The sequence below is a fragment of the Pseudomonas sp. LBUM1646 genome, from assembly GCF_059716165.1.
In genome coordinates this window covers 5,265,108-5,285,109 of the sequence record NZ_CP166810.1, presented here as the reverse complement: position 1 = coordinate 5,285,109, position 20,002 = coordinate 5,265,108, and the positions used below count along the sequence as shown (strand labels likewise).

Annotated in this window: 19 protein-coding genes and 1 pseudogene; 13 read left to right on the top strand and 7 right to left on the bottom strand. The window is 59.5% G+C overall.

Annotated elements, in window-relative coordinates:
* The first annotated feature begins 63 nt into the window (after positions 1–63).
* The 3 genes and pseudogenes from ACA071_RS24085 (at position 64) to ACA071_RS24075 (ending at position 2,677) form a co-directional block, all read left to right on the top strand.
* Entirely contained in the window at positions 64–942 is an 879-nt protein-coding gene (locus ACA071_RS24085; RefSeq protein WP_497641426.1) for a LysR family transcriptional regulator, read from the top strand.
* 415 nt (positions 943–1,357) lie between these two features.
* A pseudogene (locus ACA071_RS24080) lies at positions 1,358–2,134 on the top strand (PAS domain-containing protein); the annotation flags it as partial.
* Positions 2,108–2,677, top strand: a complete 570-nt coding sequence (locus ACA071_RS24075) for a methyl-accepting chemotaxis protein (protein ID WP_497645377.1) — start codon at positions 2,108–2,110, stop codon at positions 2,675–2,677. The pseudogene ACA071_RS24080 and the gene ACA071_RS24075, both read left to right, overlap by 27 nt.
* A 98-nt stretch (positions 2,678–2,775) precedes the next feature.
* Here the strand turns inward: ACA071_RS24075 and ACA071_RS24070 are convergent, their stop codons facing one another.
* From ACA071_RS24070 to ACA071_RS24050, 5 genes are all read right to left on the bottom strand, one after another.
* A complete protein-coding gene (locus ACA071_RS24070) occupies positions 2,776–3,327 on the bottom strand; it encodes a hypothetical protein (RefSeq protein WP_497641425.1) in 552 nt (183 codons plus the stop codon).
* 137 nt (positions 3,328–3,464) lie between these two features.
* Entirely contained in the window at positions 3,465–4,889 is a 1,425-nt protein-coding gene (locus tag ACA071_RS24065; protein ID WP_497641424.1) for an MFS transporter, read from the bottom strand.
* A 125-nt stretch (positions 4,890–5,014) separates the two neighbouring features.
* Positions 5,015–5,755 (bottom strand): NAD-dependent epimerase/dehydratase family protein, encoded by a 741-nt coding sequence (locus tag ACA071_RS24060; RefSeq protein ID WP_497641423.1) that lies wholly within the window; start codon positions 5,753–5,755, stop codon positions 5,015–5,017.
* 250 nt (positions 5,756–6,005) lie between these two features.
* The gene (locus ACA071_RS24055) at positions 6,006–6,638 is read right to left on the bottom strand and encodes a glutathione S-transferase family protein (protein ID WP_497641422.1); all 633 of its coding nucleotides are present in this window, start codon (positions 6,636–6,638) and stop codon (positions 6,006–6,008) included.
* A 42-nt stretch (positions 6,639–6,680) separates the two neighbouring features.
* Complete coding sequence (locus ACA071_RS24050) at positions 6,681–7,112, bottom strand: PACE efflux transporter (protein ID WP_497641421.1); 432 nt, start codon at positions 7,110–7,112, stop codon at positions 6,681–6,683.
* A 120-nt stretch (positions 7,113–7,232) separates the two neighbouring features.
* Between ACA071_RS24050 and ACA071_RS24045 the strand changes: the two genes are divergently transcribed.
* Both ACA071_RS24045 and ACA071_RS24040 read left to right on the top strand, forming a co-directional pair.
* Entirely contained in the window at positions 7,233–8,108 is an 876-nt protein-coding gene (locus tag ACA071_RS24045) for a LysR family transcriptional regulator (RefSeq protein ID WP_497641420.1), read from the top strand.
* A gap of 454 nt (positions 8,109–8,562) precedes the next feature.
* On the top strand, positions 8,563–8,811 hold the full coding sequence (locus ACA071_RS24040; protein ID WP_497641419.1) for a DUF6124 family protein: 249 nt from the start codon (positions 8,563–8,565) through the stop codon (positions 8,809–8,811).
* Between the two features lie 193 nt (positions 8,812–9,004).
* On the opposite strand, the gene gntR is transcribed toward ACA071_RS24040, so the two are convergent.
* Positions 9,005–10,036 (bottom strand): HTH-type transcriptional regulator GntR, encoded by a 1,032-nt coding sequence (gntR, locus tag ACA071_RS24035; protein ID WP_497641418.1) that lies wholly within the window; start codon positions 10,034–10,036, stop codon positions 9,005–9,007.
* Between the two features lie 216 nt (positions 10,037–10,252).
* Between gntR and ACA071_RS24030 the strand changes: the two genes are divergently transcribed.
* Together ACA071_RS24030 and ACA071_RS24025 are read left to right on the top strand one after the other, a co-directional pair.
* Positions 10,253–10,786, top strand: a complete 534-nt coding sequence (locus ACA071_RS24030) for a gluconokinase (RefSeq protein WP_497641417.1) — start codon at positions 10,253–10,255, stop codon at positions 10,784–10,786.
* A gap of 82 nt (positions 10,787–10,868) precedes the next feature.
* Positions 10,869–12,221 carry a GntP family permease gene (locus ACA071_RS24025; RefSeq protein WP_497641416.1) on the top strand — a complete coding sequence of 451 codons (1,353 nt, stop codon included), beginning with the start codon at positions 10,869–10,871 and terminating at the stop codon, positions 12,219–12,221.
* Positions 12,222–12,387: 166 nt separating this feature from the next.
* Here ACA071_RS24025 and alaC read toward each other — a convergent pair whose 3' ends face one another.
* Positions 12,388–13,605, bottom strand: coding sequence for an alanine transaminase (gene alaC / locus ACA071_RS24020; RefSeq protein WP_497641415.1), 1,218 nt, complete (start codon positions 13,603–13,605; stop codon positions 12,388–12,390).
* 126 nt (positions 13,606–13,731) lie between these two features.
* On the opposite strand from alaC, the gene ACA071_RS24015 reads away from it, so the two are divergent.
* The 6 genes from ACA071_RS24015 to kdpB all read left to right on the top strand — a co-directional run bounded on the left by ACA071_RS24015 (position 13,732) and on the right by kdpB (position 19,955).
* Complete coding sequence (locus ACA071_RS24015; protein ID WP_497641414.1) at positions 13,732–14,394, top strand: LysE family translocator; 663 nt, start codon at positions 13,732–13,734, stop codon at positions 14,392–14,394.
* A gap of 67 nt (positions 14,395–14,461) precedes the next feature.
* Positions 14,462–14,950 carry a GyrI-like domain-containing protein gene (locus ACA071_RS24010; RefSeq protein WP_497641413.1) on the top strand — a complete coding sequence of 163 codons (489 nt, stop codon included), beginning with the start codon at positions 14,462–14,464 and terminating at the stop codon, positions 14,948–14,950.
* A gap of 260 nt (positions 14,951–15,210) precedes the next feature.
* Positions 15,211–15,309, top strand: a complete 99-nt coding sequence (gene kdpF / locus ACA071_RS24005) for a K(+)-transporting ATPase subunit F (RefSeq protein WP_095130908.1) — start codon at positions 15,211–15,213, stop codon at positions 15,307–15,309.
* A 167-nt stretch (positions 15,310–15,476) separates the two neighbouring features.
* Positions 15,477–17,183 carry a potassium-transporting ATPase subunit KdpA gene (gene kdpA, locus ACA071_RS24000; protein ID WP_497641412.1) on the top strand — a complete coding sequence of 569 codons (1,707 nt, stop codon included), beginning with the start codon at positions 15,477–15,479 and terminating at the stop codon, positions 17,181–17,183.
* Between the two features lie 10 nt (positions 17,184–17,193).
* Positions 17,194–17,874: a K(+)-transporting ATPase subunit C gene (gene kdpC, locus ACA071_RS23995; protein ID WP_497641411.1), complete on the top strand. Its 681-nt coding sequence runs from the start codon at positions 17,194–17,196 to the stop codon at positions 17,872–17,874.
* Positions 17,875–17,885: 11 nt separating this feature from the next.
* Positions 17,886–19,955: a potassium-transporting ATPase subunit KdpB gene (kdpB, locus tag ACA071_RS23990; protein WP_497641410.1), complete on the top strand. Its 2,070-nt coding sequence runs from the start codon at positions 17,886–17,888 to the stop codon at positions 19,953–19,955.
* Positions 19,956–20,002 lie beyond the last annotated feature (47 nt).

Sequence of the window (20,002 nt, the reverse complement as noted above, 5' to 3'; positions counted from 1 at the left end):
TAGTGCGCGCCGGGCTTCGTAAAATTAATCTTTCAGAAAACCGCCATAAGGAAAGCTACTGCCATGATGAATCTGATGCATTGGCGAATGGTGGTGGCAGTGGCCGATACCGGCAACATCACCCGGGCGGCCGAACGGGTCGGCATGACCCAATCCGGCGCCAGCCAGGCGCTGGCGCTGATTGAGGAAACCCTGGGCGTTCAACTGTTCAGCCGGGAAAACCGCCAGACCCTGCCGACCGCCATCGGCCTGCCGGTGATCGAGCAGGCGCGCACCATGCTCGGCGCCCTGGAGATCATTCGCAGCACCGCCGATGCCGCCAGGGATGTGCAGCGCGGCAGCATTCGCCTGGCCAGTTTCCCCATGGTGCTGGCCACGTTTCTGCCGCCGCTGTTGCGCCAGTTCAATCGGCTCTATCCCGGCATTCAGGTGGTGGCCCTGGAAGTCAGCGACGACGAAGTGGAAACCCTGCTCGAAGCCGGGCTGGTGGACATCGGCGTAGCGCTGAACCCGGCGCCCGAACGTAATGCTGCGCTGTTGGGGCGCGATGCCTGGGTGGCGGTGCTGCCCGGCGGCCACCCCTTGGCACGCGGCGCAAACGAAGAAGGCATCAGCCTCGCGCAACTGGTGACGCAACCTTTTGTCCTGGCCACGGGCGGTTGTTCGACCAATGCCCGCAGTCTGGCGGCCGAAGCCGGGTTGCAATTGCTGGATGTGCGGGCCGAGGTTCGCGAGTGGAGCAGCGCATTCACTCTGGTGCGGGAAAACATCGGCGTGACCGTGGTGCCGGAGATGACGCTGCCAAGCAATCGCCAAGGTTTGAGGATTGTTCCGCTGACACCGCAGATCAATCGCGAATTTGCCTTGGTAATGGCCGCACACAAGGAACCGTCGGCAGCGGTGCAGGCGCTGTTGGGCATGCTCGCTGGCGCAGGGTGCTGAACCGATTTTGTCCTCAATACTGGCCGACTAGTGGCCTTGCGTCCCTGATTGCGCTGACTATGCTGACTCGTAACTAATCATGTCGGTCGCCATATGAAAGTCGGCGCCCCGCCAAAACCAGTTCCTGAAATAACCCCAGAGTGCGCAACCCAAGGCACCGACACTGAACAACAAGGAGTTGTCCCGTAAATGGAGTTACTTAGCAAAACGTTAGGGTTGGCCCGACCGGGCTATCAAGAGAAGGATGTCTTGATAAGAGCGTTGCTGCACGGACTCTCCGATTGAACATCATTTATCACCTGACAAATCCTGCCGATGGCGGGATGCGTGTGCCTGTTCCATGGAACGTAGTGGTGGATCTTGAAAGACCAACAACTTTCATCAATCAAAAGATCGCGCTTAAGGTGATAGAACCATGTTTAACCTACATCACAAGGCTGACCTGCTGGAGCTCGAGCGATTTAATGGCGCATTGACCGAGGCCAACGCCAAGTTGGCGGCCGTCAGTCGCTCGATGGCAATAATCGAGTTCAGCCCTGAAGGCATCGTGCTCGATGCCAACGATAACTTTTGCGCCACCATGGGCTACAGCGCCGAAGAAGTGCGCGGCAAACATCACCGCGTCTTTTGCGAAGAAGCGTTTTATCGCAGCGAGGAATACGCCAAGTTGTGGCGTGACCTGGCCCGTGGCGAACCGGTCAGTGGCACGTTCCTGCGCTTGAATAAGGCCGGGCGGGAGATTTGGCTGGAGGCCAGTTACATGCCGGTATTCGGACCCGATCGCCAAGTTAAAAGTGTGATGAAAGTGGCCTCGGACATCTCCGATCGAATCTATAAAGAGCACGAAGAGGAGAGCATGTTGGCGGCCATCGGGCGGTCCATGGCGGTGATCGAGTTCACCCCGGACGGTCGCGTTGTTACCGCCAACGACAACTTCCTGAAAACCATGCACTACTCGCTCAACGAAGTGGTGGGCCAGCACCACAGCCTGTTCTGCCACCGCGCCGAAGCCGAGTCGCCGCAGTACAAAGCGTTCTGGGCCTCACTCAATCGCGGCGAATATCACTCGCACCGTTTCGAGCGCAAGGACAAGCACGGTCATACGGTGTTTCTGGAGGCTTCCTACAACCCGCTGTTCGATAGCAAGGGCCGGTTGTACAAAGTGGTGAAGTTTGCCAGCGACATCACTCAGCAGGTCACCACCCTGCAAACCGCCGCAGAATCGGCCCACAGCACTTCGGTACAAAACGACGCCTGTGCGCAGAAAGGTTCTTTGGTGGTTCAGCAAACGGTGCAGATCATCCAGGACATTTCCCGCGACCTCAACGAAGCGGCACTGAGCATTGATGCGGTGAGCAAGCAGTCCGACATCATCGGCACCATCGTTCAGACCATTCGTGGCATTGCCGATCAAACCAACCTACTGGCGCTCAACGCCGCCATCGAAGCGGCCCGGGCCGGGGAGCATGGACGCGGGTTCGCGGTGGTGGCCGATGAAGTGCGCAGCCTCGCGGCGCGAACCAGCCAGGCGACGCTGGAGATTGTCGACGTGGTGCGCAGGAACCATGACTTGTCGTTGAGCGCGGTATCGAGCATGCAATCGAGCTTGAGCCGCACCGGTTTAGGCGTGGAACTGGCGAACGAGGCGGGGGAGGTGATTCTGGAGATACAGCAAGGGTCGCGGCATGTGGTGGATGCGATCAGTCAGTTCAGCTCGACCCTGCAACTGAACTGATCACGGCATGTACTTGTAGGAGCCAGGCTTGCCGGCGAAGGCGTCCTCAAGAACGCTTTCTCCGGCAAGCTTCGCTCCTACAAATGCGCTGTTAGCCGTTAAAGCGAAGCGAGAAACTTGTCGACCACTTGCGGTCCATCATCCTTTTCAGTGGCGCCATTTTCCTTGTCAGCCTGCGCCAGTTTCATCTTGTCCTGAATGCGCTCGGCGATCTCTTTCCCAACGGCCAGTTGTTGCGCTGGCGGCATGGCTTTCAATTGGTCTTCGGTAATGCCCATCTCTTTCAGGATACTGTCGCGCAGCCGCTGTTCCGGCGTTTTGCTCATGTAGTCCTTGAAGTCGGTCATGGCGGCGCTGTCGGTGGACTTGGTTTTGCTATCGTCCGGGACAGAGGCTTGCAGGGCCACACGGGTTTTCGCGAACGCTTCATCAACGTTGTCGCTGAGGGTGCTCGCCGCGCTGACTTGCTGGGTGGCGGAGGTCAGGCCGGAGGACTGGGCGTTGGTGCTGTCCTGCTTGATTTGCGCCACGGTGTTTTGCGCGTTCTGGATCAAACCACTGTACAGCGCGCTGGCGGCGGCCGTGGTCGGGTCCATGTCCGTGCGCTGGGTCTGTTGAATGATTGCGGCTTTGTGGGCATTGACCAACATGATGGATAAACCTGTAGGTAATTGCTGTTGAGTCTGTAGGAGCAATTAGCGTGCCGCTGCGCAAACGCCCGGTTTGCGGGGCGATTCGGCAGCGGCGGCGGTCAGGTTTTGCCGCTGGGCGGCAGACGGCAACCGCTTCAGCGGTGAGCGATATTTTCCAGCGCCAGGTTGCGGGTTCTTGGCCCGAAGTAACCGATGGTGATCATCACGATCAGCATGCTGCTGACAATAAACGCCAGCACCCCCGGCGTGCCGAAGTGTTCGAGGAAGATCCCGATCAGCAAACTGCTGAACACCGTCGACAAGCGACTGAACGAATAACAGAAGCCCACCGCCCGGGCGCGGATGTTGGTGGGGAACAGTTCGCTTTGGTAGGAGTGGTAGGCGAAGCTCAGCCAGGCGTTGCAGAAGGTGATCATCACCCCACAGACGATCAGCCCGACCGCGCTGGTCTGAAGCGCGAACAACGTACCGAAGGTCATGGCGCCGAGGGCTGAGCCAACAATCTGCCACTTGTTCTCGAAGCGATTGGCAAACTTCACGAACAGCAATGGCCCGAGCGGGTAGGCCAGGGTGATGATGAAGGCGTACATCAAGCTATGCGTCACGCTCACGCCCTGGCCGGACAGCAGCGCCGGCAACCAGTTGCCGAAACCGAAGAAACCGATGGCCTGGAACACGTGGAAGACGATGAGCATCAACGCCCGACGGCGATAGGGCGGTTGCCAGATATCGGCGAAGCGGCCGGTGCCCTGAACGTCCACCGCCGCCAGTTCCGGCTCGTCCAGCGCCTTGCCCTGATCCTTCACGCAGCGTGCTTCGATGGTATCGAGAATCCGGCTGGCCTCGTCGAAACGTCCATGCTGGGCCAACCAGCGCGGCGACTCCGGTAACCGTGAGCGCAGCCACCAGATGAACAGCGCAAACACCGCGCTGGCCAACACCACCCAACGCCAGCCCGACACCCCGAACGGCGCCTGCGGCACCAGCCACCAGGACATCAACGCCACCGCTGGCACCGATAGGAATTGCACGAAAAACGCAAAGGCAAACGCCGAACTGCGCATGCGTTTGGGCACCAGTTCCGAGAGGTAGGCGTCGATGGTCACCAGCTCGATACCCAGACCGATGCCCACCAGAAAGCGCATGCAGATAATGCCCAGCGCCGAACTCTGAACGCCCATGGCCACGGTGGCGACGGTGTACCAGATCAACGCAAATGTGAAGATTGCCCGGCGACCGAAGCGGTCAGCCAAGGGACTTAGCAGACTCGCGCCGAGGAACAACCCAAGAAAGGTTGCCGAGGCAAATGCGGCCTGATCGGAGAAACCGAGCACACCCTGGCTGCCGGTGGCGAAGATGCCGTCGCGGATCAGGCCGGGGCTGATGTAGGCGGTCTGGAACAGGTCATACAGCTCGAAAAAACCACCAATCGACAGCAATGCCACCAGTTTCCAGATCGTGGAAACGGCAGGCAGTCGATCGATGCGGGCGGAGATCTGAGCGGCACGAACAGGGTCGATGCCGTCTGCTTGAGCGACGGCGGGGGGGTGAGCAGGCATGGGCTGATCCGATTCTTGTTGAGCGGGAAGCTTAGCCTGCTATCGGAAATCAATGATTGTGAATTTTTGCGGCGTTGTGACGAGTTTCGCTGAGTTATTGCAAGAACGGCTCAGGTTTTAAGGGTTTATGGCGCGATCGGAATATCAAACTCGCGAAATGCATCATCCACTGGCAAATAACCCAACACCCGCGTGGTTTCGCTGAGGTCCAGACGCTTGAAGCGGTTGTTGGAAATACCGTGGGCGATCAGGTGTTGCACGCCTTCGACTTCCACCGAGCGTTGCAGCAATTGCACGGCATCACGCGGGCTGAGCCAGGCGCTCAAGTCGCGGGCGTTGGTCAGTTCGTGGCGGTCCGGGAATTCGAAAGCGCCGATGCGGATGGCGATGGTCGAGAGCCCGCGTTTGGCGGCATAGAACGCGCACAACGCTTCGCCATAACATTTGCTGACGCCATACAGATTGGCCGGCATCACCTGCATGCCCGGGGTGATCTGCCGGTCCACCGGGTAGCCTTCTATGGTTTGCGCGCTGCTGGCGAACACCAGTCGTTTGCAACCGGCCGCCACCGCCGCTTCGAACAGGTAAGTGGTGGCCAGAATGTTGTTGGGCAACAGTTCATCGAAAGTCGCCGTGGCGTGGGGAATGCCGGCCAGGTGGACGATGACGTCGATGCCTTTGAGCACTGCTTCCATTGCCTTGGGATCGGCCATGTCCAGGCGTACGAAACGGTGCGGCGCCTCAACCGGAAAGTCAGGCTCGACGCGGTCAGTCAGTACGAAGGTGTAACGATCTTTCGAGGCTTCGAAAAAGGTTTTGCCGATTCTGCCGCAGGCACCGGTCAGCAGTACGTTGAGTCCGTTCATGAGTCTCTCTTTTTTAGGGGGTTGGGGCTAATGCCAGTCCATTAAGCCGTAGCGATCTGTAGCAGCTGGCGAAGCCTGCGTTCGGCTGCGCAGCAGTCGTAAAACCTGAGCGCGCGATTTTTCTGAAGAAGCGCATCGGCTGACTTCACGACTGCTGCGCAGCCGAACGCAGGCTTCGCCAGCTGCTACAAAGAGTGTGTTTGGCATGAGGTTTTCTTAACTGATGGGCATTAGGGGCGTTTGTCCGGCGCTATGGCAAACCGTTGCAGCCGTGTTTCAGAAACCCCGGACGCTGGGCCAGTCGTTGGAAGTATTCGTCGACAGCGGGAAAGTCCGGCCGCTCCATCGGCGTCATCAGCCAGCGGTTCACCGACAGCCCGATCACGATGTCCGCCAGCGTAAAGCGGGGTCCGGCAACGTAGGCTTTGGTGGTCTTGAGCTGCTGCTCAAGGATGCTCATTTTGTAGTTCCAGTCGTTCACTCCGACGGCAATCTGGTGCGGGTCCTGGTATTCCGGATCCTTGCGCACCAACGCGGTAAACGCATAACCCCAGGACCGATTGAGTTCGGTGGCCTGCCAATCCATCCACTGCTCAACCCGCGCACGCGCTGCCGGTTCGCTGGGCAGCAGTTCGTGGTTGTGGTGCTTGGCCGCCAGGTAACGGCAAATCGTGTTGGATTCCCACAACACCCCGGCGTCATCGATGATCACCGGCACCTGGGCGTTGGGGTTGAGCCGGGTGAACTCGGGGCTGTGGGTCGAGGCATAACCGCTGCCCCAATCCTCACGCTCGTAGGAAACGGCCAGCTCTTCACAAGTCCAAAGGACTTTTCTGACGTTGATGGACGAAGCCTTGCCGAGAATCTTCAGTGCATGTTCCATGGAGCTACTCCTTTAGCGAATCGACGCCTCGGGAATCTACCACTAAGCGGGATCCGGCAGCGCCGACGCTGGCAAACCAAACGTGCGATCAAACAACCAGTTGAACGCGAAGGTGTAGCACGGGATGAACAGGATCAGCGCCAAGTCCAGCAAAAAGGCCTGCACCAGGCTGATGTTCATCCACCAAGCGATCAACGGGATGAGGAATACAATCAAGGTTAGTTGAAAACCCACGGCATGGGCGATGCGCCGTCTGACGGTGCGGGTGCGCGAAAGCTGGCGGCTTTCCCAGCGTTCGAACAGCGAGGTGTAGATGAAATTCCAGGTCACGGCGAGGGTGGTAATGATCACCGCCAGCGGACCGGTGCTACCCGGTGAAGTGCCGGACAACAGCGCCAGGCCGAGGGCCGAGAAGGTCATGCCGATCACTTCATATAGCGACACATAGACCAGTTTGCGTTTAACGCCTTGCATGGGGTTTTGCCTCTTTCTTGCGAACTTGAGCCAGCAGCACTGGCGAAGGCGTCGAAAGATAGCTTCAATAGGGGTGACAGAAAAAGTCAGTAGCTTTCAGTTTTATTGATAGGACGGCGGATGAACTTCAACAGCGACAGCATCGAATTGTTTCTCGCGGTGATCGAGCGCGGCTCGTTTTCCGCCGCCGCTCGGGCGCTGGGCAAAGTGCCGTCGGCGGTGAGCATGGGCATCGGCAATCTTGAAGCCGAGCTGGGTTATCCGCTGTTCGACCGCAGCCATCGCGAACCGGTACCGACCGCCATGGCCAGCGCTCTGGTGCCCCATGCGCGGCTCATTTTTGAACAGCTCAAGCAGTTGCAGGTGCACGCGATTGAGTTGTCGCTGGGGCTGGAAAGCACGTTGTCGATCGGGGTGGTGGCGGACATCGACAAGAGTCGATTGATGGCGGCACTCAAGGTCATTGCCGAACGTCATCCGCTGCTGGACATCGAAGTGCTTAGCGCGCCGCAGGATGATGTGCTGGCGTTGCTGCACAGCGGTCGAGTCAGCGTATGCCTGGCGTTTGCCGGGTTGAGCATGAACGTGCTGGAGCGTTTTCAGTTTGTCGGCACGGAGCGGATGATCGCCACGCTGGCGGCGGACAATCCGCTGTTTCAGGGACAGGATTTGTATCTGGAAGATTTGGTGCATGTGCGGCAAATCGTCGTTGCCAGCCGTGATTTGCCGATCAGCGAAACCCGGCCGTTAGTGGCTGAATCCTACTGGCGCACCGACACCTTGGGCGCTGCGCTGGAAATGGTCGAGGCCGGGTTGGGCTGGGGCAACTTTCCGCTGTCAGTGGTGCAGCCTTTGCTCGATGCCGGAAGGCTCAAGCGCCTGAGCTTCAGGAACATCGAGAATGGTTTGGTGTTGCCGGTGCATGCGGTATGGCTCAAGAGCCAGCCGTTGCAGAAAGGGGCATTGGCCTTCGTCGGACTCATGTCTGGCGAATGATCGTTCCCCACGCTTTGCGTGGGAATGCCTCAACGGACGCTCCGCGTTCGGCTTTGGATGGGACGCGGAGCGTCCCGGGCTGCATTCCCACGCGGAGCGTGGGAACGATCATGTAAGGGGGTCTGTAGGAAAGCAGTTTCGGCAGGTTTCCAAAGGCTACAGCTTCTTGCTCCATTGCCTACAACTACGCCAGAATCCGCCGGCTTGTGCGTCTGGTGCCCGGACTTTATCGTTTCCGGGTCGCTGCCAATGCAGCGACCGGGTCTAGCAGCCTGGGTACTTAGACGCACAGCGTCCTCTGTCCGTGATCTGTTCACGTTATGGCGGCTGTGCGTGGGAAGACCTTCGGGTCTACCGGTCTCTAGAGTCCCGGTCTGCTAGCCCGCGCACGGCTGTCACCTTATTTCGTCTAGCAGCGAATTCGTGGCAGCTCCATGACTCTAGGAGCGTAATCATGTTCAAACCAACCCCCAATCCGCCGCGCAAAATCAGCCCGATGTTCAGCATCTCGGCGGACCTCAACAACGGAGCCCTGCTGGCCCACGCCTGCGAATCCCTGGCTTCAGCCACTGTCATGATCAATGACTTCGCGACCTTTCTGGACAACCCTCATCGCAACACCGCGCTGGGCATTGCACAGATCATCCTGTCGGCGGAAATGGCGGTGAATCGGGCACTGAATAACCTCGATCCACAAGACTAAACACAGAACCTTTGTAGCAGCTGTCGAGCACCGCGAGGCAGCGTTCGGCGGCGAAGCCGTCGCAAAATCAGGCGACGCGGTGTGTCAGGTAGACCGTGGGTGTAGGGTTTACGACGGCTTCGCCGCCGAACGCTGCCTCGCGGTGCTCGACAGCTGCTACAACGAACGTGTTTCGCGAGTCTTTCTCGCTACATCAAGTACTCTCACGCACCTTCAACTCAAACCCCATGTCCTGCACCGGTTTGGCCACCGCATTGCCGGCCATCAACGTCAGCATCTGTTCCGCCGCACGCCGGCCAATGGCTTCACGCGGGGTGCTGATGCTGCTCAGGCGCGGCACCATGTGTGCCGAGGCGGGCAGGTCGTTGAAGCCGAGGATCGCCACCTGCTCGGGGATCTTGATCCCGCAACGCATGGCCTCAAGCAATGCGCCCTGAGCCAGGTCGTCGTTGCCGAAGAAGATCGCATCGACATCGGGATGAGTGGCCAGCAGTTGCAGGAACAACTCACCGCCCAAACCGACGGAGGAGGCACGCGGAGTCAGCACTTCAAGATCCGGGTCATACAAACCGGATTTTTGTAGGGCTTTGCGGAAACCTTCGCCACGCAGCAAGGTGCGCTGATCCAGTTGCGCGCCGATGTAGGCCAGGCGCTTACGCCCACGGGACAACAAATGTTCGGCTGCCGTTTCGCCGGCGGCCAGTTGCGAGAAGCCGACGCAGTTCAGGCCCGCAGCACTGTCCAGTTCCATCATGTACACGCAGGGAATGTTGCTCGCCTCGATCATCCGCCGCGAGCTTTCGGTGCGGTCGAACCCGGTCAGCAGCAAGCCGCGTGGCTGATAGGCCATGTAGTTGCGCAGCAGGTTTTCTTCTTCATCGCGCGAGTAGTGGAAGTTGCCGATCAGCACTTCAAAGCCCTTGGGCCGCAAAACCTGATGAATGGCTTCCAGGGTGTCGATGAACAGCAGGTTGGACAGCGACGGCACCAACACCACCACTGAATGGCTCTGAGCCGAGGCCAGTGCGCGGGCGGCGGGGTTGACCACGTAGTTCAGGTCAAGCGCGGCTTTCTGGACCTTTTCCACCAGTTCGGTGGCCACGGTGCTGACACCGCGCAAGGCCCGGGAGGCGGTGATCGGGCTGACGCCGGCCAGGCGTGCAACTTCGTTGAGGGTAGGGCGGCCAGTGGTGCGCGTATTTTTATCGTTTTTAGGGGTGGTCATCGGGGCGGCTTGCCAAACAAAATTCAAGGCACTAAGGTAGCGCTGTCCCGAAGCAGCTGCAAATGCGTAAGCGAGTTTTGCCTGATCCTCGCTTTTTAGCTTTGTGAACGAACATGCTGCAACCCACAAAAATGACAAAAAGGCGTCGGCAACTTCTGCTTTTGCTCTAGAGTTTCACGTAGCAAAGGTAGCGCTGTCTGCGCGCTGAGGTGTTTCATGAATCATCCCATCACCGCCCTGGTCATCATGGGCGTTGCCGGTTGTGGCAAGACTTGCGTCAGCGAAGCCTTGTGCCAGCTCAGCGGCGCGACTGCCATTGAAGGCGACACTTTCCACCCTGCCGCCAATATCGAAAAGATGAGCGCGGGTATCCCCCTGAACGACGAAGACCGTGCTGGCTGGCTCGACAGCTTGTGCGTCGAACTGCGCCGCGTTGACGCCAAGGGCGAACGCCCGGTGCTGACCTGCTCGGCCCTCAAACACAGCTATCGCGAAGTGTTGCGCAGTGCCTTGCCGGGCCTGGGCTTCGTGTTCCTTGAGCTGACCCCTGAAGTCGCCGCCGAGCGTGTGTCCCACCGTCCGGGCCACTTCATGCCGTCAACCCTGATCGACAGTCAGTTCGCCACCCTGGAGTCTCCGGTGGGCGAACCCCTGACACTGGCGCTGGACGCCTCGAATCACAGCGTCGACGAATTGGCTCAACAGGCTCAAGCCTGGTGGCTTAAACACGGTTTGAAACTCGCCGGTTAAGTCTCGCTCCAAGAGATAGCGCTGTCCTGATTGCTTTTGAATAATTGCTTTCATAACAACAACAAACAGGAGACACCCCCCCATGTTTGGCATGTCCCACGAGTCGTTCCTGCTGCTAGATGCAGTGGTTACCGTGATCGGACTTATCGTCCTGATCACCAAGTTCAAGTTTCACCCGTTTATTGCCCTGATCATCGCCGCCGCCTTTCTCGGGCTGACCTCTGGCATGCCGATCGGCACCGTCATCAAGGCGTTCCAGGACGGCTTCGGCGGGGTGCTCGGTTTCGTCGGGATCATCCTGGCGCTGGGCACCATGCTTGGCAAAATGATGGCCGAATCGGGCGGGGCGGATCAGATTGCCCAGACCCTGATTCGCGCGTTCGGCAAGGACAAGGTGCAGTGGGCGATGATGTTCGCGGCGTTCCTGGTCGGCATTCCGCTGTTCTTCGAAATCGGCTTCGTGCTGCTGATCCCATTGGTGTTCATCGTTGCCCGACGTACCGGCGTGTCGATTATCAAAATCGGTATCCCGCTGCTGGCAGGCCTTTCCGCCGTGCACGGTCTGGTGCCACCGCACCCGGGCCCGTTGCTGGCCATCGGCGTGTTCGGTGCCGACATCGGTAAAACCATTCTGTACGGTCTGATCGTTGCGCTGCCGACCGCCATTATTGCCGGTCCGATCTTCGGTACGTTCATTGCCAAGTACATTCCGGGTCATGCCAATCAGGAACTGGTGGATCAACTGGCTCGCGAGCCTCAGGCCGCCACGTTGCCGAGCTTTGGCATCACCCTGGTCACCGTGTTGCTGCCGGTGTTCCTGATGTTGCTCAAGACGTTTGCCGACGTGGTACTGCCGGAAGGCAATTTCGCGCGCTCGTTCATGGACCTGGTCGGTCACCCGATCTCCGCGCTGCTGCTGGCGTTGCTGCTGTCGCTGTACACCTTTGGCTACAAGCAGGGCATGGGCTCGAACACGATTCTGAAATTGCTCGACGCCAGCCTTGCGCCGACCGCCGCGATCATTCTGATCATCGGTGCGGGTGGTGGCTTCAAACAGATGCTGGTGACCAGCGGCGTGGGCGACGTGATCGGCCACATGGCGGTGAACGCACAGATCTCGCCGATCCTGCTGGCCTGGCTGGTGGCCGCGGTGATTCGTGTCGCGACGGGTTCTGCGACCGTGGCGACCATTACTGGCGCGGGCATCGTGGTGCCGGTGGTGGGGATGATGCCGGGTGTGAACCTTGAGCTGCTGGTGCTGGCCACCGGTGCCGGTTCGCTGGTGCTGTCTCACGTCAACGACGCCGGTTTCTGGCTGGTGAAGCAGTACTTCAACATGACCGTGCTGGAAACCTTCAAGACCTGGACGGCGATGGAAACCATCCTGTCCGTGGTGGCGCTGGGCTTTATCTTGCTGCTGTCGCTGTTCGTCTAAGCACACCGTACTGATCGTTCCCACGCTCTGCGTGGGAATGCCGCCATGGACGCTCCGCGTCCACTGTGACGCGGAGCGTCACGGGATGCATTCCCACTCAGAGCGTGGGAACGATCAGGTACAAAAAAACCGCAGCGATGCGGTTTTTTTGTGGGTGTTTGATGTGTCAGGCGTTGGTTTTTGTGACTAACCCATCCGCCCTAAACATCCCGCGAATCCCGCGCACGGCCTGACGAATCCGGTCCTGGTTTTCGATCAGCGCGAAGCGCACATGATCATCCCCATATTCCCCGAACCCTACGCCCGGCGAGACGCAAACCTTCGCCTCAGCGAGCATTTTCTTGGCGAATTCCAGGGAACCCAAATGCGCATATGCCTCGGGAATCTTCGCCCAGACGTACATCGACGCTTTCGGGTTTTCGACCATCCAGCCCAGTTCATGCAGGCCTTTGACCAGCACGTTACGACGCTGCCGATACTGCTCGGCGATGTCTTTGACGCACTGCTGATCGCCTTCCAGCGCTGCAATCGCCGCAACCTGCAACGGCGTGAAGGTGCCGTAGTCGTGATAGCTCTTGATCCGCGCCAGGGCATTGACCAGTTCGGCGTTGCCGACCATGAAACCAATGCGCCAGCCGGCCATGTTGTAGCTCTTGGACAGGGTAAAAAACTCCACCGCAATGTCCTTGGCGCCGGGTACTTGCATGATCGACGGGGCTTTCCAGCCGTCATAGACGATGTCGGCGTAGGCGAGGTCGTGCACCACCAAAACGTCGTACTGCTTGGCGAGGGCGATCACTCGCTCGAAGAAGTCCAGCTCCACGCATTGAGCGGTAGGGTTCGATGGGAAGCCGAGGATCATCATCTTCGGTTTCGGGATCGAGCCGCGAATGGCGCTTTCCAGTTCGGCGAAGAAGTCCACGCCCGGAATCAGCGGCACCGACCGTACCTGGGCGCCGGCAATCACGGCGCCGTAGATGTGAATCGGGTAGCTGGGGTTCGGCACCAGCACGGTATCGCCCTGGTCGAGGGTGGCCAGCATCAAGTGCGCCAGGCCTTCCTTGGAACCGATGGTGACAATGGCTTCGGTTTCCGGGTCGATGTCGACCTCGTAGCGATCCTTGTACCAGTTGGAAATCGCCCGGCGCAGCCGCGGGATGCCCTTGGACGTCGAGTAACCGTGGGTGTCTTCGCGCTGGGCGACGGTCACCAGTTTTTCGACGATATGCGGCGGGGTCGGGCCATCAGGGTTGCCCATGCTGAAGTCGATGATGTCTTCGCCACGACGTCGGGCGGCCATCTTCAGCTCGGCAGTGATGTTGAATACGTAAGGGGGGAGTCGATCTATGCGCGCAAAGCGGCGCGGCGAACCTGGGTTAGCCATTGTTGCCTCGAATAACGTGAGCGCCCGGAACCGTCCGAGCGACGCTGGCCACTGCGGTGGCCTGTGGCGGAATGTAAGGGCGGATATGGCAAACTGTAAACAAATTTTTCCGAAGGAAATCGGTTGATGGAATTTAGCAGTGGCTTTTTGCTGAGCCTTTCGCTGTGCCTGGATATCGGCGTGGCCAACATCGCGATGATCACCCTGGCCATGCAGCGCGGCTATTTTCAAGGCTTTGCGCTGGGCTTGGGGACCTGCGTCGGCGACCTGATCTACGCCGTGCTGGCGCTGGCCGGGATGACCGTTTTGCTGCAATACGAAACGGTGCGCTGGGTGCTGTGGATCGGTGGTTCGGCATTGTTGCTGTACTTCGCGGCGAAGATGATTTACTCGGCGATCCACCACGAAGCGGTACTGGCCCAGGCCGCAGACGTAGGAAACAACTCCCATCGACGAGAGTTTTTTCGCGGAATTTTCCTCGCCATGTCCTCGCCCAGCGCGATTTTGTGGTTCGCCGCAGTGGGCGGCACCCTGATCGCGCGTTCCGGCGGCGGTGGTGCACTCAGTTCGGCTCTGTTTCTCGGCGGGTTTCTCTGCGCCGGGGTGCTCTGGTGCGTCGCGTTGTGCTTCGCGGCGAGTCATGGCGGCAAATTATTGGGTGACAAGTTGCTGCGCTACTCCTACATGGCATCAGCGGCGATCTTCTGCTATTTCGCGGCCTACGTGATCCTATCGGGTTACAACGAGTTCATCGGTAAGGCTGCCGTCGGGCAGCTTCCCGGGCTCTGATTGGGAGAATCGGGTTTGGCTTCTATACTCCCAGCCGAACCCATTTTTTTTGTACCAGGAGTGAGTCATGGATGAGCAATCAGGCGTCAAACCGGCCGAGCCACGTTTTGAAAACGGGCATTTCCTGCTCATTGCCGGGCTTGGCGGGCGATTTACCCAGGAAACCTCCAAGAAAATCCCCGACCTCTGGGAGAAATTCGTTCCCGAGATTGGCAAAATTCCTGGCCAGAAAAGCGAAGTGACCTACGGCATCTGCTGCAATCCCGACGGCATGGGCGGGTTCGAATACATCGCCGGCGTGGAAATCAGCAAGCTTGACGATCTGCCCGACAAGTACCGTTGGGTCGAGGTTCAGCCCCAGCATTACGCGGTGTTCGAGCACAAAGGGTCGCTGGACACCTTGCCCGAGACCTTTCAGTACATCTGGAAAACCTGGCTGCCACAGTCCGGTCGCTCAGCGGCGGACGCCCCGGAGTTCGAACGCTACAGCGAGGACTTCAACCCGAAGCTCAATACCGGTGTGTTGGAAATCTGGTTGCCGCTCAAACCCGAATGATCCCAGTCCCGGACGGGCACTTCAGCGTGCCCGTTCGTGACGGTGTTTGACTCCTCGCATCATCCCCGCCCACCGTCCGTTTCGCTCGATCTATACGCCGTCTTAATACCGCTGCCCCCAATCAGTGTCCGACCTTGATACCCCCTCACTTAACCTGCAAGGCGCAGATAGAGAGCGCGATTCAGTGCGTTTTTTTGCACTGACGCTCTCTATCGGCACCCGATTGCGGGTGTCCTTTCGTTATGTCAGGGGGAGCTGTCTTGTTAACACTCGAGTTCATTTACATCGCCAGCGGCCTGTGTGCCGCCCTGTTGTTTGCCTACCTGGGTTACGCCCTTATCCGTGCAGAGAAGTTCTGATGGCCGCAGTCATTGCGCCACAGGCTTTTTTATCAGCCCGCGAGGGCGGTCTTGAGAAAGGAAATCGGCAATGTACGACCTGATCTTTATGGGGGTTAGCGTGGTGTTTTTTGCTGCGACAGCCATGGTCATCGTCGCCATGGGCAAGATTTGAACGGAGCATCAACATGTTGAGCACTATGCTGGAATTTGCGGTGATTCTCGGGTTGATGACCGGACTCGCCGTGTTGATGGGCAAGTGGCTGACGCTGGTATTTACCGGGCGCAAGCATGCGTTGGCGGAGCGCGCCACTTATCGTCTGCTGGGGATCGATACCGCTGAAACCATGGGCTGGGCACGTTACGGCTCGGCTTTACTGTTGTCGAACGCGGCGATGATGTTGCTGGGTTACATCGTGTTGCGCCTGCAAGTTTTCATGCCGCTCAACCCCTTGGGCCTGAGCGCGCAAACCCCTGATCTGGCGTTCAATACCGCTGCGTCTTTTATCACCAACACCAACTGGCAGGCGTACTCGGGTGAAACCAGCCTGTCCAATTTCAGCCAGATGGCGGTGATCACCTTCCTGATGTTCGTCGGTGCTACGGCGGGCGTTGTGGCTGCGGCGGGTTTCATTCGCGGCCTCAGTCGTTCAAATTCCGCTGATATCGGAAACTACTGGGTGGACTTCACTCGCACGCTGTATCGGGTGATGTTGCCACTGTGTTTTGGCATGGCACTGGTTTATGTCTGGCAAGGCATGCCGCAAACCCTGAACTCCCAGGCACTGGCTACCACTCTGGAAGGTGCGCAGCAGCAATTGATCGTTGGCGCGGTGGCAAGCTTTGAGTCAATCAAGCACATCGGCACCAACGGCGGCGGCTTCTTCAGCATGAACGCCGCACACCCGTTCGAGAACCCGACGCCGCTGACGAACATGCTGCATATCCTCAGCATGTTGCTGATCCCGTCGGCGCTGACGTACACCTTTGGCAGCATGCTGATGCGTCGGCGTCAGGGCTGGGTGTTCTTTGGCACCTTCCTGGTGATGTTTGTCGGCTTTCTGAGCATCGTTTACACGGCTGAACAAAGTGGCAACCCGCTACTGACCGGGGTGGGCGCAGACCAGGTGCTGTCGGCCACCCAGAGTGGCGGCAACATGGAAGGCAAGGAGTTGCGCTTCGGGATTGCCGATACCAGCCTTTTCGTCACCACCACCACCGGTGCAACCACCGGCTCGGTGAACGCCATGCATGACTCGCTGACGCCCATGGGCGGCTTCGTACCGCTGGCGCAGATGATGCTCAATTGCGTGTTCGGTGGCGACGGCGTGGGCTTCATCAACTTGATCCAATACGCGCTGCTGACGGTGTTCCTGGTGGGCATGATGATCGGCCGCAGTCCCGAATTCCTCGGCAAGAAGATCGAGGCCCGGGAGATCAAGCTGGTCATGCTCTCGGTGCTGGCACACCCCATCTGCATTCTCGGCTTCACCGCCCTGGCGACACTCTGGCCGGACACCCTGAACAGCCTCAACAACCAGGGGCCACATGGCTTCAGCGAGGTGCTTTATGCCTACACCTCGGGCACTGCCAACAACGGTTCGGCGTTCGCCGGATTGAATGCCAATACACCGTTCTTCAACACCACAATCGGTCTTGCCATGTTGCTCGGACGTTTCTTCACCATGCTGCCGATGCTTGCCGTCGCCGGTTCTCTGGCGATGAAAAAGAACATCCCGGCCGGTGCCGGCACCATCCCGACCGCCACGCCGTTGTTCATGTTCCTGGTGGTGTTCGTGGTGCTCGTGGTGGGCGGCCTGACTTTCCTGCCGGCGCTTGCGCTCGGCCCGCTGGTCGAGCAACTGCAGTTGCTGTCCGGCCAGACTTACAAGTGAGGGGGCTGTGATGACTCAAGTACAAACACAAACCAAAACGCAATTTCTGTTTGTTGGCCTGTTGCGCCCGGTGCTGATTTCGGCCGCGTTCTTCATGCTGCTGACCGGGCTGGGGTATCCGTTGTTCACCACGCTGGTGGCCAACGTGCTGTTTCCGTTTCAGGCTCAGGGCAGTCTGGTTGAACGCGACGGACTGGTGATCGGTTCGGCGGTGATCGGCCAGCACTTCACCCGTCCCGAGTATTTCCAGGGACGGGCGAGCATGACCCTTGGCGCCGATCCACTGGACCCGAGCAAAAGCGTGGCGCAGCCGTACAACGCAGGCTCCAGTGGCGCCAGCAACCTTGGTCCTACCAGCCAGAAGTTGATCGACACCGTAGCCCTGCGGGTCGAAGCCTACCGTCGGCAGAACGGCCTGGCGGCAAATGCGCAGGTGCCGGTGGATGCGGTCACCTCGTCGGCCTCTGGCCTGGACCCGCACATTTCGGTGGCCAACGCACAGATCCAGGCAGCGCGCGTCGCACGTCTGCGCCACCTGCCGGAAGCCGATCTGTTGAAACTGGTGAATACCCACACCGAGCAACGCACCTTCGGCCTGCTCGGCGAGCCCCGGGTCAATGTGCTGCAACTCAACCTTGCGCTGGATGCTCTGGCGCCTGCGCATCAGCCACCCCTTGCGGCCAGTGAGTAAGAGAAACAACCATGAGTAAGCAAGCTCGTTTGCCTTTGTTCGACCGTGGGTTGTTGCTCACGGCGTGCCTGGATGCCTTCAAGAAGTTGCTGCCCCAGGCGCAGTGGAAAAACCCGGTGATGTTTGTGGTGTACCTGGGCAGCCTTCTCACCACGTTGTTGTGGTTTCAATCACTGGGCGGTAAGGGTGAAGCCCCCAGTGGCTTCATTCTCAGCATCACGTTGTGGCTGTGGTTCACCGTGTTGTTCGCCAACTTCGCCGAAGCCCTGGCCGAGGGCCGCAGTCGAGCCCAAGCGGCCAGCCTGCGCGGGATGAAGCGCCAGACCCTGGCCAAGCTGTTGCAGCAACCCCGGCATGGCTCCGCCTGGATGCCCGTGCCTTCCAGCGAACTGCTCAAGGACGCAGTGGTGTTGATCGAAGCTGGCGATCTGGTGCCCCTCGATGGCGTGGTGATCGAAGGCGTGGCGTCGGTGGATGAAAGCGCAATTACCGGCGAATCGGCACCGGTGATTCGCGAGGCGGGTGGCGACTTTTCATCGGTAACCGGCGGGACAAAAGTGCTGTCGGACTGGCTGGTGGTGCGCATCAGCGTCAATCCCGGCGAGTCGTTTCTGGACCGAATGATTTCCATGGTCGAGTCCGCGAAACGCCAGAAAACGCCCAATGAAGTGGCGCTGACCATTTTGCTGGTGGGCCTGACGTTTTTGTTTCTGCTGGTGATCGTGACCCTGGGGCCTTCCTCGATGTTCGCGGTGGCCATGAGCGGCGGCGACGTGGTCAGCGCAACGGTGCTGGTGGCGTTGCTGGTCTGCCTGATCCCCACGACCATCGGTGGCCTGTTGTCGGCGATCGGTGTGGCGGGCATGAGCCGGATGATGGCGGCTAACGTCATTGCCACCTCCGGCAGAGCCGTGGAAGCGGCGGGCGACATTGACGTCCTGCTGCTGGACAAGACCGGCACCATCACCTTGGGTAACCGCCAGGCCAGCAGTTTCCTGCCGGCGCCCGGGGTCAAGGAATCGGAGTTGGCCGACGCCGCGCAACTGGCCTCGCTGGCCGATGAAACGCCGGAGGGGCGCAGCATCGTGGTGCTCGCCAAGCAAAAGTTCGACCTGCGGGCGCGGGACCTCAATGCGCTGCGCGCCAGCTTCGTGCATTTCACCGCGCAAACCCGCATGAGCGGGGTCGATCTGGCGGGTGGCCGGAGCATCCGCAAAGGTGCAGCCGATGCCATTCGCCAGCACATCGAAGCGCTGGGCGGCAGCTTCCCACCCGCGTTGCAGGCCAGGGTCGATGAAGTCTCGCGCCGTGGCAGTACACCGCTGGTGGTGTGCGATGGCCTGCAGGCCTTGGGCGTGGTTGAGCTCAAGGACGTGGTCAAGGGTGGCATCAAGGAGCGCTTTGCCGAACTGCGGCGCATGGGGATCAAGACTGTCATGATCACCGGCGATAACCGCCTGACGGCGGCAGCGATTGCCGTGGAAGCCGGGGTCGATGACTTTGTTGCCGAGGCTCGGCCAGAAGACAAGTTGCAACTGATCCGCGACTATCAGGCCCAGGGCAAGCTGGTAGCGATGACCGGAGACGGCACCAACGATGCGCCGGCACTGGCTCAGGCGGACGTGGCCGTGGCCATGAACAGTGGCACTCAGGCCGCCAAGGAAGCGGGCAACATGGTCGATCTGGACAGCAACCCGACCAAGCTGATTGAGGTGGTGGAAGTCGGCAAACAGATGCTTATGACGCGCGGCGCGTTGACCACCTTCAGCGTGGCCAACGATGTGGCCAAGTATTTTGCTATCGTACCGGCCGCATTCGTCGCGACCTACCCGCAACTGGGCGCCCTGAACGTAATGCACCTGAGCAGCCCGAACTCGGCGATTCTCAGTGCGGTGATCTTCAATGCCTTGATCATCGTGTTTCTGATCCCGCTGGCGCTCAAGGGCGTGACCTACCGGGCCATCGGCGCCGCGGCGTTGCTTAATCGCAACCTGCTGATCTATGGCCTGGGTGGCGTGCTGGTGCCCTTTGCGGGAATCAAGGTGATCGACATGCTGTTGGCCGGGCTCGGCCTGGTTTGAAAGGACTGACTGCACGGCGCCCTGTAGGGCGCCGTGCAGTTCAAAAG

Excerpts from the sequence above, each read along its gene's own strand:
- ACA071_RS24085 (WP_497641426.1), top strand. The coding sequence starts at position 64 with ATGATGAATCTGATGCATTGGCGAATGGTGGTGGCAGTGGCCGATACC.
- ACA071_RS24070 (WP_497641425.1), bottom strand. The coding sequence starts at position 3,327 with ATGTTGGTCAATGCCCACAAAGCCGCAATCATTCAACAGACCCAGCGC.
- ACA071_RS24065 (WP_497641424.1), bottom strand. The coding sequence starts at position 4,889 with ATGCCTGCTCACCCCCCCGCCGTCGCTCAAGCAGACGGCATCGACCCT.
- ACA071_RS24060 (WP_497641423.1), bottom strand. The coding sequence starts at position 5,755 with ATGAACGGACTCAACGTACTGCTGACCGGTGCCTGCGGCAGAATCGGC.
- ACA071_RS24055 (WP_497641422.1), bottom strand. The coding sequence starts at position 6,638 with ATGGAACATGCACTGAAGATTCTCGGCAAGGCTTCGTCCATCAACGTC.
- ACA071_RS24050 (WP_497641421.1), bottom strand. The coding sequence starts at position 7,112 with ATGCAAGGCGTTAAACGCAAACTGGTCTATGTGTCGCTATATGAAGTG.
- ACA071_RS24045 (WP_497641420.1), top strand. The coding sequence starts at position 7,233 with ATGAACTTCAACAGCGACAGCATCGAATTGTTTCTCGCGGTGATCGAG.
- ACA071_RS24040 (WP_497641419.1), top strand. The coding sequence starts at position 8,563 with ATGTTCAAACCAACCCCCAATCCGCCGCGCAAAATCAGCCCGATGTTC.
- gntR (WP_497641418.1), bottom strand. The coding sequence starts at position 10,036 with ATGACCACCCCTAAAAACGATAAAAATACGCGCACCACTGGCCGCCCT.
- ACA071_RS24030 (WP_497641417.1), top strand. The coding sequence starts at position 10,253 with ATGAATCATCCCATCACCGCCCTGGTCATCATGGGCGTTGCCGGTTGT.
- ACA071_RS24025 (WP_497641416.1), top strand. The coding sequence starts at position 10,869 with ATGTTTGGCATGTCCCACGAGTCGTTCCTGCTGCTAGATGCAGTGGTT.
- alaC (WP_497641415.1), bottom strand. The coding sequence starts at position 13,605 with ATGGCTAACCCAGGTTCGCCGCGCCGCTTTGCGCGCATAGATCGACTC.
- ACA071_RS24015 (WP_497641414.1), top strand. The coding sequence starts at position 13,732 with ATGGAATTTAGCAGTGGCTTTTTGCTGAGCCTTTCGCTGTGCCTGGAT.
- ACA071_RS24010 (WP_497641413.1), top strand. The coding sequence starts at position 14,462 with ATGGATGAGCAATCAGGCGTCAAACCGGCCGAGCCACGTTTTGAAAAC.
- kdpA (WP_497641412.1), top strand. The coding sequence starts at position 15,477 with ATGTTGAGCACTATGCTGGAATTTGCGGTGATTCTCGGGTTGATGACC.
- kdpC (WP_497641411.1), top strand. The coding sequence starts at position 17,194 with ATGACTCAAGTACAAACACAAACCAAAACGCAATTTCTGTTTGTTGGC.
- kdpB (WP_497641410.1), top strand. The coding sequence starts at position 17,886 with ATGAGTAAGCAAGCTCGTTTGCCTTTGTTCGACCGTGGGTTGTTGCTC.